Source organism: Brevibacillus halotolerans (assembly GCF_026891775.1).
Classification (GTDB): Bacteria; Bacillota; Bacilli; order Brevibacillales; family Brevibacillaceae; genus Brevibacillus_B; species Brevibacillus_B halotolerans.
Genome location: NZ_JAPTNK010000006.1, coordinates 208077 through 222096 on the forward strand (window position 1 = coordinate 208077; position 14020 = coordinate 222096).

At 41.7% G+C, this 14020-nt stretch carries 15 protein-coding genes; 5 read left to right on the top strand and 10 right to left on the bottom strand.

Annotated features, from left to right (window positions below):
- Positions 1 to 170 precede the first annotated feature (170 nt).
- The 3 genes from O0550_RS10840 to O0550_RS10850 all read right to left on the bottom strand — a co-directional run bounded on the left by O0550_RS10840 (position 171) and on the right by O0550_RS10850 (position 2880).
- Positions 171 to 701, bottom strand: coding sequence for an NAD(P)H-dependent oxidoreductase (locus O0550_RS10840; protein WP_068794056.1), 531 nt, complete (start codon positions 699 to 701; stop codon positions 171 to 173).
- 58 nt (positions 702 to 759) lie between these two features.
- Complete coding sequence (gene nfsA / locus O0550_RS10845; RefSeq protein WP_096887517.1) at positions 760 to 1509, bottom strand: oxygen-insensitive NADPH nitroreductase; 750 nt, start codon at positions 1507 to 1509, stop codon at positions 760 to 762.
- Positions 1510 to 1656: 147 nt separating this feature from the next.
- The gene (locus O0550_RS10850; protein ID WP_003344942.1) at positions 1657 to 2880 is read right to left on the bottom strand and encodes an RtcB family protein; all 1224 of its coding nucleotides are present in this window, start codon (positions 2878 to 2880) and stop codon (positions 1657 to 1659) included.
- 212 nt (positions 2881 to 3092) lie between these two features.
- On the opposite strand from O0550_RS10850, the gene O0550_RS10855 reads away from it, so the two are divergent.
- The 5 genes from O0550_RS10855 to O0550_RS10875 all read left to right on the top strand — a co-directional run bounded on the left by O0550_RS10855 (position 3093) and on the right by O0550_RS10875 (position 7529).
- On the top strand, positions 3093 to 3653 hold the full coding sequence (locus tag O0550_RS10855; protein WP_258426292.1) for a GNAT family N-acetyltransferase: 561 nt from the start codon (positions 3093 to 3095) through the stop codon (positions 3651 to 3653).
- 147 nt (positions 3654 to 3800) lie between these two features.
- Positions 3801 to 4076: a DMT family transporter gene (locus O0550_RS10860; RefSeq protein WP_258426293.1), complete on the top strand. Its 276-nt coding sequence runs from the start codon at positions 3801 to 3803 to the stop codon at positions 4074 to 4076.
- 250 nt (positions 4077 to 4326) lie between these two features.
- Complete coding sequence (locus O0550_RS10865) at positions 4327 to 5499, top strand: VanZ family protein (protein ID WP_258426294.1); 1173 nt, start codon at positions 4327 to 4329, stop codon at positions 5497 to 5499.
- Positions 5500 to 5720: 221 nt separating this feature from the next.
- Positions 5721 to 6509, top strand: coding sequence for a hypothetical protein (locus tag O0550_RS10870; protein WP_258426295.1), 789 nt, complete (start codon positions 5721 to 5723; stop codon positions 6507 to 6509).
- A gap of 42 nt (positions 6510 to 6551) precedes the next feature.
- On the top strand, positions 6552 to 7529 hold the full coding sequence (locus O0550_RS10875) for a hypothetical protein (RefSeq protein WP_003344930.1): 978 nt from the start codon (positions 6552 to 6554) through the stop codon (positions 7527 to 7529).
- A gap of 161 nt (positions 7530 to 7690) precedes the next feature.
- Here the strand turns inward: O0550_RS10875 and O0550_RS10880 are convergent, their stop codons facing one another.
- The 7 genes from O0550_RS10880 to O0550_RS10910 form a co-directional block, all read right to left on the bottom strand.
- A complete protein-coding gene (locus O0550_RS10880; RefSeq protein ID WP_003344928.1) occupies positions 7691 to 8980 on the bottom strand; it encodes an NAD(P)H-dependent oxidoreductase in 1290 nt (429 codons plus the stop codon).
- Positions 8981 to 9016: 36 nt separating this feature from the next.
- Complete coding sequence (locus O0550_RS10885; RefSeq protein WP_121474069.1) at positions 9017 to 9382, bottom strand: PTS glucitol/sorbitol transporter subunit IIA; 366 nt, start codon at positions 9380 to 9382, stop codon at positions 9017 to 9019.
- A 61-nt stretch (positions 9383 to 9443) separates the two neighbouring features.
- The gene (gene srlE / locus O0550_RS10890) at positions 9444 to 10502 is read right to left on the bottom strand and encodes a PTS glucitol/sorbitol transporter subunit IIB (RefSeq protein ID WP_258426296.1); all 1059 of its coding nucleotides are present in this window, start codon (positions 10500 to 10502) and stop codon (positions 9444 to 9446) included.
- A gap of 23 nt (positions 10503 to 10525) precedes the next feature.
- The gene (gene srlA / locus O0550_RS10895; protein ID WP_003337222.1) at positions 10526 to 11059 is read right to left on the bottom strand and encodes a PTS glucitol/sorbitol transporter subunit IIC; all 534 of its coding nucleotides are present in this window, start codon (positions 11057 to 11059) and stop codon (positions 10526 to 10528) included.
- 163 nt (positions 11060 to 11222) lie between these two features.
- The gene (locus O0550_RS10900) at positions 11223 to 11693 is read right to left on the bottom strand and encodes a transcriptional regulator GutM (RefSeq protein ID WP_258426297.1); all 471 of its coding nucleotides are present in this window, start codon (positions 11691 to 11693) and stop codon (positions 11223 to 11225) included.
- 129 nt (positions 11694 to 11822) lie between these two features.
- Positions 11823 to 12188: a VOC family protein gene (locus tag O0550_RS10905; RefSeq protein WP_003337220.1), complete on the bottom strand. Its 366-nt coding sequence runs from the start codon at positions 12186 to 12188 to the stop codon at positions 11823 to 11825.
- Positions 12189 to 12342: 154 nt separating this feature from the next.
- Complete coding sequence (locus O0550_RS10910) at positions 12343 to 13995, bottom strand: aromatic amino acid ammonia-lyase (RefSeq protein WP_258426298.1); 1653 nt, start codon at positions 13993 to 13995, stop codon at positions 12343 to 12345.
- Positions 13996 to 14020: the final 25 nt, after the last annotated feature.

The window sequence follows — 14020 nt, forward strand, 5'->3', positions numbered from 1 at the left end:
AATGTAGTCGAACCCCTTGCACATGAAATGATTTTTCCATCAATTATTTCCAGTTTATCCTCGATAGCCAGCTTCCCTTCTTCCATTTCCATAGATCATAACAGTTCAAGTACGAGGCATGAAAAAATCCAAGACCCCTTCCTAATAGGATGTCTTGGATCTCACAAGCTTTACACCTGACGTTCTGCTACAATATATTGCACATACTCTTCTGCACTCTTTTGAACCGTATGCTCATCTGCTTGAAATACCCCATGGAAAATATACGCAGGCAAAAATGTCGTACCGATAAAATTACTTGTTGCTTGGAAAGGCTTCAATAATTCGCTCATGGAATACTGATTAAGGCCACCAGCACGATATTTGTCCTCCGAGCTACCAGTGGATATCGCAAGGATTAAATCTTTGTTGTGTAAGTTGTTACCATTCGTCCCGTACGCCCAGCCATGTGTGAGAACTGTATCCTGCCACTTTTTCAGTAACGACGGCGAGCTATACCAATAGAGAGGGAACTGTAAAACAATTCGGTCATGCTGCTCACATAGCTTTTGTTCTGCTTCTACATTTATTTGTTCATCAGGATATTCCTTATACAGCTCATGCACGGTAATCGCTGCATGCTTCTTTGCTTCCTCTATCCAAGCGCGATTAACAACCGATTCCTCCATATTTGGATGAGCAACAATCACTAACACCTTCATGAGATTACCTCCGAATTAACTGAGATTACGCTTCCTGAATAAGTGCTGTCCTATTATCCTACTTTTTGTTCAATCCTTGCTTCTCAACAAATTCCTTCATATACATACGAGCAGGTTTGGACAGCATATTGGCCATCTGTCCTGTCCATGTATCTGAGCGTTCGCCTTGTGTACGTTCCTGATAGTAGCTAGAAATCGTGGCGTTATACTCCTGTAATTGCTGTTGATAGCTCTGTTTATCTTGATTATATTTCTCCTGATGGTACACATGCCCAATTGGAAGACGCGGCTTCTGACTCGACTCCTGTAATGGATAGCCTACTGTCATCGCAAAGAGTGGCATAACGTGAGTAGGGATGTCTAAAAGCTCTGTGACAGCCTGCAATTGATTGCGCAAACCACCAATATAGCAAATGCCAAGCCCCATAGATTCTGCTGCAAGAGCCGCATTCTGTGCTGCAAGGGTCGCATCAATCACCGCTACCATGAATTTTTCTGTGCTTTCAATGGCTGGAGACAGGTCTTCCCCTTCCATCTCGGCAATCACTTGATGACGGTGTAAATCGGCGCAAAACACGAATAGATGCCCATTGGTTTCCACATACGGTTGATTACCGCATAGCTCAGCCAACTTGCGTTTTGTCTCTTTATCTGTAATTCCGATGATGGAATAAGCTTGTATGTAACTGGAGGTAGAGGCCGCTTGGGCACATCTGACAATGGTCATAATTTGTTCTTCTGATAACGGACGATCCTCATACTGTCGAATAGAACGGTGGTTCAACATGGTTTCAATGATGTTATTCATAGATATCTCCTCCCATTTCCTGCTCTTGCCTAACAAGGAACGAAAAAATCTGTCCCTTCCTCTATTAAATATCCAAATGAAAGGATAAGCAAACGCTGAAGGAAAAGAAAGTGTAACAAGAAAAGTCAGTCTTTTCTTTTCCTTGTGTTAATCCTTATACGGATCAAACTCATCCGCCCCTGCCATGCATACTCCTACAGGCTTTAACACATGTAAAACGTCCAGAGTTTCGGCGTGAGCTTGTAGGACGTCCTGAAGCTTTTTATAAACGAAGGGACTTTCATCGGGGCCTGCACCTCGAAGCTCTACCCCAAAATCCTGCACCGCTTTTTTCATCTGCTCCTCGGTAATCTTTCCTCCGCTACGCTTGCGAGTTTTCCAATTAAGGCGACCGGCGGCCTCTGTTCGGCTCATCATTCTACCCGCACCATGCACCGTGCTGTAAAAAGCTTCTTTATTTTCCTTCGAATCCTTTCCTTGAACAATGACAGAAATATCTCCCATACTACCGCCAATAAATCCAAGCTGACCCGGTGCGGAAGGAGTTGCCCCTTTACGTACAACAACATACTCCTTCTGATCATGTATTTCCTTCCATGCAAAATTATGATGATTATGCACCTCAAACGTACTGGAGGCTCCTAAAATTTTTAATACCTGATCAATCACATAATCCCGTCCTGCATAAGCATACTTACCGGCTAAGCTCATTGCTCGCAGATACATATCACCAATTTCCGTATCTAAATCTAGCAGAGTCGGTGCTTGATCCATGCTTTCTCCTGGTGCCTTGTCGGAAAAACTACGACCGTGAGCCAAATTAAGAAACCCACTTGCAGTCTTATGACCAAAGCCACGGCTGCCAAAATGATTCGCAATCCATACAGCGTCCGTAGCTTCTTCCACAAAAATATCGACAAAATGATTACCGCTACCTACCGTCCCTAATTGGTTGTGCGCCAATGAATAAAGGGATTGGTATTCTTTTTTGCCAATTTGCTTATACACGTTCCAGTTATCATCATCAAACAGCTCGTGATCCACTTTTTCTTTATTAACGCGGCCCATTCCAAAAGAGATTCGCTTGGCAATTTTGTTCATGATAGCAGGCATTTTTTGCTGAATATCCCGATACAGTAAATTAGTACGAACGGCCTTGTTTCCGCATGCTATATCATAACCTACCCCTGATGGGGAGATTTGTCCTTCGTAGACAACAACTCCCCCAACCGGTTGGGAGTACCCTTTATGATGATCTGCCATCAATAACACCTGCACAACATTTCCATGCTGAGCGCAAGTTACAGCTTGCGAGACAGCATTATCTAGCGGTGTTCCCCAGACACGCACATTTTGAATCGTTTGGTACATGTTTCACTCTCCTAGTTGCTTATTCTTTTCAAAATACTCCGATTTTACCCTTTGCCAGTGGTCTTATAACATGATTGTAGCAAACTTGCCTCAATCTTTGCATCTTTTATCCAATTCGATTGTATATTTTTCTCCTTATGCTAAAATAATTCCAACTATCTGACAATTTCACAATAAACCAATAACCGAAGATCAAGAGAGGAACAGGTAAAATGAATCCAGAACAAATCTTTCCAAAGCTTGAAACAGAGAGACTCATTCTTCGCCAGTTGCAGCCCTCTGATGCACCTGCCCTATTTCATTATTTCTCCAAGGATGAAGTAATGAAATATTATGACTTAGAAACGTTCTCAGAACTAGAACAAGCAGAAAACCTCATTTCTTTATTTAACGAACGTTATATGGCAAAGCAAGGGATTCGCTGGGGCATTACACAAAAAGCGGACGATGTAGTGATTGGAACCTGCGGATATCATAATGTTCATACGGAGCATTCCAAAGCAGAGATTGGTTACGAGCTATCTCCTGCGTTTTGGCAGCAGGGGATCATGACTGAAGCGGTTCAAGCCATTATTGAATTTGGATTTTCTCAATGGAATTTGAATCGGATTGAGGCCTTTATTAATCCGGAGAATGAGGGGTCCAGAAAACTTTTAACCAAAATAGGGCTTCGAGAGGAAGGCTTCCTGAAGGAATATTTTTTCGAAAAGGGCTGTTTTGTTGACGCTGTTATTTTTGCCATTTTGCGAAAGGAGTTTACTCATAAAAGGTAAAAATAAGAGACCTTTATCCAAAAAGATAGAAGGTCTCCCTTTCTTTTCTGATGCGGCTGTAGGTGGCTTTAATCCTTCCTGAGAATTTCCCTGACCCAGCACCTCGGTAATGGTACCATTTCGGCTTTTTTTGCACCTTGGAGCGATATGCGCTTTGTGTTGGCTACAATATATCTGAGCATTCTGTCTTCTGTAGGCACTGCCTTTTTATCCAATTATGTTCTATCTAAAATAGAGGCTACTAAGATGAGCGTATTTAACAACCTTTCAACACTTATCTCAATGCGAGCTGGAGTCATTTTTCTACAAGAGGAATTAGGGTACTACCATTACGTAGGAGCAGCCATGATTATAGTCGGAGTGATAGGTACTTCCTTTTTAGGCCAAAAAAGACACCAAACACAAAGCAACGCAAAAACCTAAACATGAGATATGTTATAGCGTGATCGAAACTGTACTAGCCTTGAGTCTTTCTAAGACCTCAAGGCTTATTTAAGTAAGAAAGCATTTCGTTTATTGTTCATTTCGAAGAGGATGTACGGAAGGCTGTCTAACACTTTTTTCTCTGAAGTTGCAAAAGTATACGATTCAAATATTGTTTTTTTTGTTAAAATGAGAGCTGGGAGTGCCAATCTGCAAACTTCCTCTATTCCATCATCTAAGGAGTGTCAAAATGGGAGCCTATCTCGTACCAATTCAAACTGCATTATTCATCTTTCTCCTTGTAGCCTTCGTCTTGACTGTTCCTTATATGATCTTTAGCTATAGACGCTATGGCTACATCAATAGGTATCGTGTCCTTTTCCTGTCTTCCTTTTTGTTTTACGCACTATGTGCCTATTTTCTAGTGATTCTACCTTTGCCGGACATCATTGATACTTGTTCCATCCAATCACCGGGAACCGTTTATTACAATTTACAGCCATTTTCCTTTGTACAAGACTTTCTCAAGGAGACAAATCTTGTCTGGTCCAAACCAGCTACCTATCTGTCGGCCTTACGAGAACGTGCCTTTTTGCAAGCAGCCTTTAACTTCCTATTATTGTTGCCATTAGGTGTCTATGTACGGTATTTCTTTAAGAAAGGTTGGAAATTTGCATTAGGTGTAGGCTTTGCAACGTCACTCTTTTTTGAAATAACACAGCTAACTGCCCTCTATGGCTTTTATACTTGTCCATATCGTCTATTTGATATTGATGATTTGATGCTAAATACGTCCGGTGCAGTAGCTGGATTTTTCATAGCCCCATTTCTACTGATCATGTTCCCTCCTAAGGATCAATTAGATCAAGGGATTAACTTAGACGAAAAGCCTGTTGGCTACATACATCGTTTGTTGGCCTTCATGATTGATTCTCTAATCGTAGAAAAGCTAACATCTGTGTTTACGGATTTGTTTGTTAAAAATACGCCTTCTACGAACTGGGGGGTTACGACATTTCAGTATCCGATCATTACCATTGCCTGCTTCATTCTTTACTTTATAGGAATGACCTATTTATGCAAAGGGCAAACCGTTGGACTATGGCTATTGCGTCTTAGGGTTGTATCCACCGCACATCAGGAGCTAACAATAAAAGAGATCGCCAAGCGGAACATCTCCTTCTATATCGGGAATATCGGAATTACCTCCATAGGTTATTTTATCCTGAATGGATTGCCAACCACCCTATCATACTATCCGCTGCTCTATATTATGATTTTTGGAGTAGTTTTCTTATATCAGTCCGTGTTAGTACTTCATTTCGTACTGATCATCCTACGAAGAAAACGACAATTTTACTATGAAACCATTAGCCAAACAAGAATTGCACGTAAAATAAAAGAACCTAAAACAACAGATTAAAGACGAGCTAATCTCAGCGAAAAAGCTTGGAGTTTCATTCTCCAAGCTTTTTTATATGCATCGCAAATGACTAGAGTACCCCCTGCAAAAAAGAATATAGCTATCCTGAAAAGAAAATATCGGCAACAACTATCGGTAAATTTTATTGAATTTTTCTGAATTTTAAAATAATATATAAGAAATTTGTTTTATATCACAATTTTTAGGAGGATTGTTATTCTATGAAAAAAATGTCACTTGCAGCTATCGGTCTTGTTAGCTTATTAAGTACGTCTAGCGTTTTTGCATGGGATGGTACCGCTACATCAACAGCATCTAAGGACAAGCTTACAGTAGAGGCTTTGCCCGAAAAGATGCCTGGTAAAACCGTTCTTGCATTCTCAAATGGAACATTTATGGTGAAGGAAGAAGCTAAACCATCACAGGTAAAAGCCCTTTCTGTCAGTGAAGAATATTCAGCTGAAATACTAGAAAAAATGCAGCACTCAGAAATTGTAACTGATGAGGAGCTAGCCCAATTGCCTGTACACCCAGAAATCGTATATAACGAGATTGAACCTCAAGAGGGAATGCTTGCCTACTACAATGCGGAGGGAGATCTGTATAAGGTAACCCTAGACGGAGTAAATGTGTTAGCAGCTTGGGCAAAGGGACCAGCAACCCCAGGTACATATGGCCCGTGGGGTGCGCACAAAAACAAGATTATTGCGACTGCTACCGATGTTGAAGGTACAGGACGTGTCACCAACTTCACTGATGCAATCGGGGATCATGATAATCGACTAAAAAAATATGACGCCGCTACCAAAGGCGTATACGATAATCCAAAAAGCAATACCTCGATTCGTGTTCGCAATTTTAATAATGATCGCATTGTCTATGTATATAAAAATGATATAGGTGCCTTACCAGATGCAGTCCTCGATGTTTGGCAGCCTACTCTTGCGGATTTTGGTGAAAAAGTCTCAGACTATACTAGTTTCCCTGGTCGCTATTATTATGTAAAATAAGTAATATCGCAATTCACCACATTATTCAGGAGATTCTAATCAATGAAAAAACAACTCCTCTTTTTCTTTTTGATTCTTTCTACCTTACTTGTTTCTTGTAGCCCTACCAAATCACCTTATCTCTCCATTACTGTAACAGCAGGCGAAGGTGACCAGCTTTTGTCCACTACCTATGAATATGACCTATCTACAAAAAAACTATTGATGCGAGGACAAGTACCGTATACATCTCAGTACCCTTTAACTGCTGTGGATGTCAAACGACAGGTGATTTACTATACCGGACGCGATCAATCTGGATTAGCCGATCAGTTACAGGTGTATGATTTGACATCAAAGCAATCTCAGACGCTTACAACTGATTTATTCGCTATCAATGAATTGTTTGTTATTGATAAACAAGTAGTTTTGGCTGCTTCCTCCAAAAAGGCAACAGACAATCATATCATGCCACTCGCTTCCTATGATTTGGATCATAAGCAATTCCGATTCTGGTGGGACCCCAATAAGGAGGATACCACCGTTAAGTTTGCAAAACCCATTCCTGGAACCAATCGGTTATATGCTGGGCTATACTCATTTGGGGAAAGTTTCACCAATCTTGAAAAAGCAAATCAGCTACAGCTACAGGACGGAGCAGAGCCCCCTCTCTACACAGTATTCGAGTTTGATGATAGGGGAAATAAAATCAAGAAATGGTTTGAGACAAAAGAGGAGTTACCTTTCTTTGCACTATCTTCTGATCAAAAACAAGCCTTTTATAGCAGTGCTACTACCACCTTTACGCCTAGAAGCTATCAGTTCCTTGAGCTTGCCACTTCTTCCAAAACTCCTTTTACACCATTTGAACAGATTTCTGATGCGTTTTTTGAACCCGGGGATCAGGGCTTGCTGCTGCTTGGTACCTATCAAAAAAAACGTGGCGTTTATCGATACGATCTCCAAAGCAAGGAGGTTACTTTACTTATGGAAGAGCCTTCTAAAGCATTTATAAACAATTTCACTCTAATGGAAAAATAACACAAAGGGACACGCAACAGGAACCATATTGCCGACTGCCTTTCTTTTGCAGTATAGTCGAGAGAATTGGACCAAACGACTTATAACTGGCAAAAGCTAGTACCTTTTCAATATAAATGCCCGCAGCTCCTCTTGGGCCACGGGCATTTTAGAGACTTTCCTTACATCTGTGCATCCATCATTCTTCGCAGATGTAAAATTATGTTTTCCTCCATAAACTCTACGTCGTCATACGTAATATAGTCACCTTGTTTTACGATTCTTTTCAGACGGATGTGCGGACCAATTAAACCAATCGGCAATGCATTCATCCGCTGTTTATCCGTAGCTGTCACGATCCTGCCAAATGCCGTGAATCCACCGATACAATCTAATGCGTCACCGGGCAGCAAATCTTTTTTAGCTACCGCCACGGTTTCAGCTACAGAGCCATAATACGGTATAATGGTTGGCTCTTGATCTAAATAAGCTTTGGCTACCGAAAGCGGTGTTTCTAAACTACACAGGTGATACGGGCGATACAATACATAATGTGGGCCATTCCCCATTTTGAGATATCGCATTTCATGGTGTACTTCTTCTTTATCAGAAGTAATGATTGCAAACACACCTGGAGCAATTCCATCCACATACTCTACGATCTTATGCTGATGTAAAATACCGCCATGCTCTTGTAATCGGAAAATGTCCGGCAATTCTCTCACTCCTGATTTTACTCCATGCATACCTGGTATATCAGGAATAAAACCAGTAGCATTGGCTACACATGTCATCTCGACCATCGTCTTGGTTCCATCCTGGAAAGAAGCAATCATCTTCGGACTAGCACCTTTTTGGAGCGCTTCCTCACGCGCCGTGTCCGGATTTGCAAAGTAATTTACTTGATTGTTTTTTCCCTTTCCAAGCGCCACAATCTCAAATCCTAATGCATCTGCAAAATCATGCAATTCCATAATACATCCAGGCTCGTCCCCTGCTGTCCCTGTATAGACCAGCCCTGCGGCTCTAGCCATTTTTGAAAGGAGCGGGCCAACAGTCACATCTGCTTCCGCATTTAACATCACTACATGTTTTTGATTCATAATACCATCCCATGCCATTTTAGCGCCGATAGTAGGAACCCCTGTCGCATCAACGATCACGTCTACTTCCTTGAGACTAGCTATCAGAGAGGCATCCTTCGTGACAACTACGCTTCCTCGGTTGATGGCTTGATCTGCTTTATCATTATCTTGCGTTTCATAAATGTCGGTATCTCCCACCCCAGCCTTTTTGTACGCATTCACTGCATTTTCTGGCGCAATATCGGCTGTAGCAACCACTCGCATGCCTTTCATCGACTCAATTTGAGAAATCAGCCCGCGCCCCATTTGCCCTGCCCCGACCAAACCTACCTTGATAGAGCCTCCGTCTTTTGCCAATTCAGCTAGTTTCCGATTGATGTTTAGCATCTTACTTCTCCCCTTTAATTTTGTAGGAACGGATTTTTAGTAACGTACAAAAGCAATGACCGTATCAATAGCAGGAATCGGCAACTCATTCTCTTCCACATGGATGGTACCCGGTAACTCTGGGGTAGGCTCTCCATCAAACCTAAGTGTACAGTGACCCATGCTTTGAAGTGTTTCATTAGCTGTTGCTCCGACTGCTGCAATCCTATACTTTCTATCTCCAACAACCAGAAAATCGCCTGCTTGTACAGGTGCAAACAAATCCGCTTTGGTGTGTAGAACAGCGATATCGTGCAATTCGTCTGGAACATTATCATCAAAAATAATCAGCGTACGCTCTGTTAGAAAGCTTTCGACTAATTCGCCAATTTTGGTGGCTTTTACTTCTAGCAATGTTGTCATTGGTTTCTCTCCTTCACGAATACTCCCTGCGTATTTTTTATCCCACACACAAATGGATTACTTATTCTGAATAAAGTCCAAAGCTGAATAAATAAGCAATCACAACAGCAAGAGGACCTGTAAATAAGCGGGAAATTAAAACCGCTGGCACGCCAACCTCGATTGTTTCCGTCTCGGCTTCTCCCAAAGTAAGTCCTACTGGGACGAAATCACATCCTACCTGTGGATTGATAGCAAATAGCGCTGGTAAAGCAAGCTGTGGTGGAATATTTCCTCGACCGATTTCTACCCCAATGAGAACACCAACCACTTGAGCAATCACCGCACCTGGCCCTAAAACTGGGGATAAAAACGGCAGAGCCGCAATGATTGACAATAACAATAGCCCTACTAGATTACCAGCAAGAGGAGAAACAAATCGTGCAATCATATCTCCAATACCGGAATAGGTGATAATGCCGATCAGTGTACTTACAAATGCCATAAACGGTAATATATTTTTAATAACCTGTTCAATTGTTTCACGGCCAGCCTGATAAAAAACATTGACGATGCCTCCCATCACACGCCCAATTTTTTCGATGATAGTAGGTTGTTTGGTGGCTTTCATCTCAGCTACTCTGGTTTTGGCTTCCTCCTTTAATTCCTTCGCGCTTTTACCTGTTAGAGACAATGAAGCCTGAGCTGTATCCGTTTCTGTGATTCCTTTCTCTGCTACCAAGGCTCCTTTTGTTTCTTGCTCTGCTGTTTCGGCTTCCATGATATCCTGTTCACGTACACCAGATACAAAAATCTCTTCTTTAATAAATTGAATGAGCGGTCCAGATGGTGAGGTGGCCGTGATGTCGACAGTCATGACGTTTAAGCGGGGATATACACCGCAACGAGCCGTTCCACCACAATCAATGACCACGCAAGCCATTTCATCTGGTTCCACCTTATTGTTAAACGCATCAACAGCAATACCACCAGTCAACTGAGCAATTTTGTTCGCTACAGGATGGATACCCCCTCCGGTTACGCAAGCGATATATTTCTTTTCATGGGTTGGTAAAATGGTCAGTGGACCACCCCAGCCGCCAGAGCCTTTGACAATATGAACAGCACGGTAGTTTTGCATTTCCGCTCCCTCCTTTTCAGCTTCTATACACTTGCTTGTTGAGCTTTGCGTTTTAGCATCATCTTAGTGATATACTCCGTCAATACGCCTCGAATTAAGATCACGATTGCACCAACGATGAAAAAGCGAATGGCGATTGGTCCCAGTGTGTAGCCTAATTGCTGAATGCCTGTGGCAATTCCCATATAAACAAATAACTCAGCAGGGTTCGCATGCGGAAACATACCCGTAATCGGATGACACATCGAGACGGCGGAATCATAAAAAGCTGGTTTCTGTTCTTCCTTCAAGAAGCGTCCAAAGGTATATGCCATTGGATTCGTTAAGAAAAACATCGCCATAATGGGAAACACCGTGTAGCGTAACACAATATTTCCTGTACACTTTTGTGCAAAGCGTGCAATTCGCTCCTCACCGCAAAATTTAAGTAATGCGTTTACTGCTGTAATCAGACAAACTAGCGTAGGAATGATCCCTGTTACAAAACCAATAAATGTTTTCCCCCCTTCATTAAACATTCCAATAAACCCTTCAGCCAGATGGATAAGGAAATCCATAGCCATACCCCCTCACAGTTAAATGAGTTACTCGGAGTAACCGAGCTTTTTACCCTTGAAGATGAAAAAACAGGCCGAGTCATGCATCCTTTTTGCATGTACTCGGCCCACGACCCAAGTATGAATCACTATTGTATTTGTAAAGTTGAAGCTGGGTAAAAATCTATCTAGGTGTTATAGGTGTAATCAATGTAGGTATTGACTTAGTGTCGCCTTCCATAGCTGTTGCGGAAGGGAATGCGGTTTTTGCTCTCTGTAGTTGTTTTCGTTGTAGGTCAATCTGTTGAATCGCTATTTGTAGCGCTTTTTCTTCTGGTGTAACTGGAGTAGCAGGGTAACAATCTTCTAGCGTCTTCCCGATTAGCTCAGGTACTTCCTTGAAGGTAGCAAAAACAGTAACCCCCGTCATTCTCTTGCATCTAGTAATAGATCCATCTGGATGCGTAGTAAGTATGACGACAGAGCCGATCGACAATCTGTTTTTCTGCACTCCAACTCCTAGAAAACCAGCACGTTGTTGTTTCATTTCATCTATGCTTTGACGATAATGTTTCACCTGACGAAGCGTAAAGTAAATTTGGCAAAGCCACATCCCAATGAAAAAGAATAGAAGTGCTCCCCACAAGCCCATCATCGCTCACCTCATTACATTTGTTCTAGTTGATTACAATTGTAATTTGAAAGCGTTTACTTGTCAAAGGATTTTTAATAAAGAAAAAACGAACCCACTTTTTCCTTGGGTTCGCTTTCATTCAGGCATTACTTATTTTGGCTGTTTTAAACCGAATTGATTGCCATCCTCGTCTCTGAAAAAGCAAAAGATGCCAAATTCCATTTCATTCGGTTTATCAACGTCTACTCCCTTTGCTTGCAGGTCTTCATACAATTTATAAATATCGTCACATTCAAATACGATGGATGGCTTTAACTCTGCCCAGTTTTTCATCATTGCTTTTGGATAAAGAACGAGGCGTGTCTGGGCATTTTCGGGACCTACTTCCAACCATGTTGCTTTAGGCCCCATAGGAAAGTTAGCATATACAGTAAATCCTACTTTCTCTGTCCAGAAAGCTAGTGCTTTTTGTTGGTCTTCTACGTATACCCCTACCGTTGAAATGTGCTTCATCATAATTATTCACCTAATTTCTATTTGTTAAAAAATATAATGCCCTTGTATCATATGAGAAATTCGATTCCCTTTGCAAGTCCGGCTACTAATAAAAGACTTCCCAAACTTGCTGGGAAGTCTTACAAATTCCTCTATTTGAAATAACTTTCGTCAGCTAGTCATTCACATTTTGATCGTGAATTTCTTTCTTTAGATTTCCAGAGCGGATAAGCTGGACAACTTTCTCAATGTCTCCATCCAATGCCCTATCACGTTCTACAAAGGGTACTTGCTTGCGGATCATATTGTAAATCTTTGTTGTTTGGGGAGACATTTTTTTACTATCACGCAAATCTAATGCCTGACAAAGGGCGATGAGATGAATTGCCGCTACATGTTGGGTCAATTCAACAATGGTACGTGCATCTCGTGAAGAAATTGTGCCCATACTCACCTTATCCTGATTATGGGCTTCTGTAGAACGTGAAAATACACTTACTGGACCACTCATCTTTAAAGCCTCCGCCGTTAGGGCTGAGCTTGCAATTTGCATACCCTTAAATCCATGATGCAAGCCGATCTCGTAATTGTCACTGTTAAAACGCGGAATTAAATTGGGGGTCAAATCCTTATTGAATTTTTCGTCGACCACCAGTTGCAATTGTCGATCTAGTAAATCTGCAATATTTGCAACTGCTACTTTAAGTGAATCCATAGCTTGTACAACATGACCGCCATAAAAATTTCCCCCATTGTAAACGTCACGTGTTTCCACATCAAAGATAGGATTATCGTTCGTTGAATTAATTTCCACCTCTAGCCATTTTTTCACCCAATCTAATGTGTCATACAGCACGCCAGTAACATGGGGAGCGCAACGGATCGAATAGCGATCCTGGATGCTTTGTGTTAATTCTAAATAGGCCTTTGAATCCAATTTTTCATTATTCCCTACAATTTGTGAATATTCTTTAGATAATTGAGAGCCTTCTAGCAGGGTATAAATATTTTTCGCACTTACCATTTGTCCAAGGTGTGGTTTTTGTTCATGAATGAATGAATAAAAGTGTCCTCGGTTTCCAAGCAATGCTTCTGAAGCCATCGCCGTACAAATATCGGCTATAAATGCGATTTCTTCTGCATCCGCGTAAGCCAGACAAGCAAAGGCAGACATAAAAGAGGTCCCATTTACTAAAGCAAGTCCTTCCTTGGCTTCCAAAGTCAAAGGATCGAGTCCCTCGGCTCCAAGTGCTTCTGCTACCTCACGCTCCTCCCCTTTATACAGAACTTTTCCTTCCCCAACTAATATAGAGGCAAGATAGCTTAACGGAACTAAATCACCACTCGCTCCAACCGATCCGCGTTCAGGAATAATTGGTGTAATTCCCCGTTCCATATACGCTATGAGTTGATGAATGACCTCCAATCGTACTGCTGAATTGCCCTTCACCAAACAATTCGTGCGTATGAGCATAGTTGCCCTTGCCACAGCCTCATCTGCTACTGGACCAACCCCACACGATAGAAATCTAATTAAATTTCGTTGCAAATCCCATGCTTTCTCACCAGAAATTTGTCTGTGTACACTGTCCCCGAAGCCAGTCGTAACCCCATAAATGGGATACTGCTGATTCATAATTTCATGTTTTAGCTCGTTGCACTCTTCGATTCTTTTGTTCGCTTCTTCTGAAATGTGAAAAGTAAATGCTTCAGAGGTACCTTTCGCCATCTGGGCTACATCTGTTATGGTCAGATCATTTCCATTTAATAGAAGTGTATGCTTTCCATGTAGCATCAGCTTTTGTTCGAAAAGGGCTACTTGACTCATTTTCAACCTATCCTCTCTATGTGTA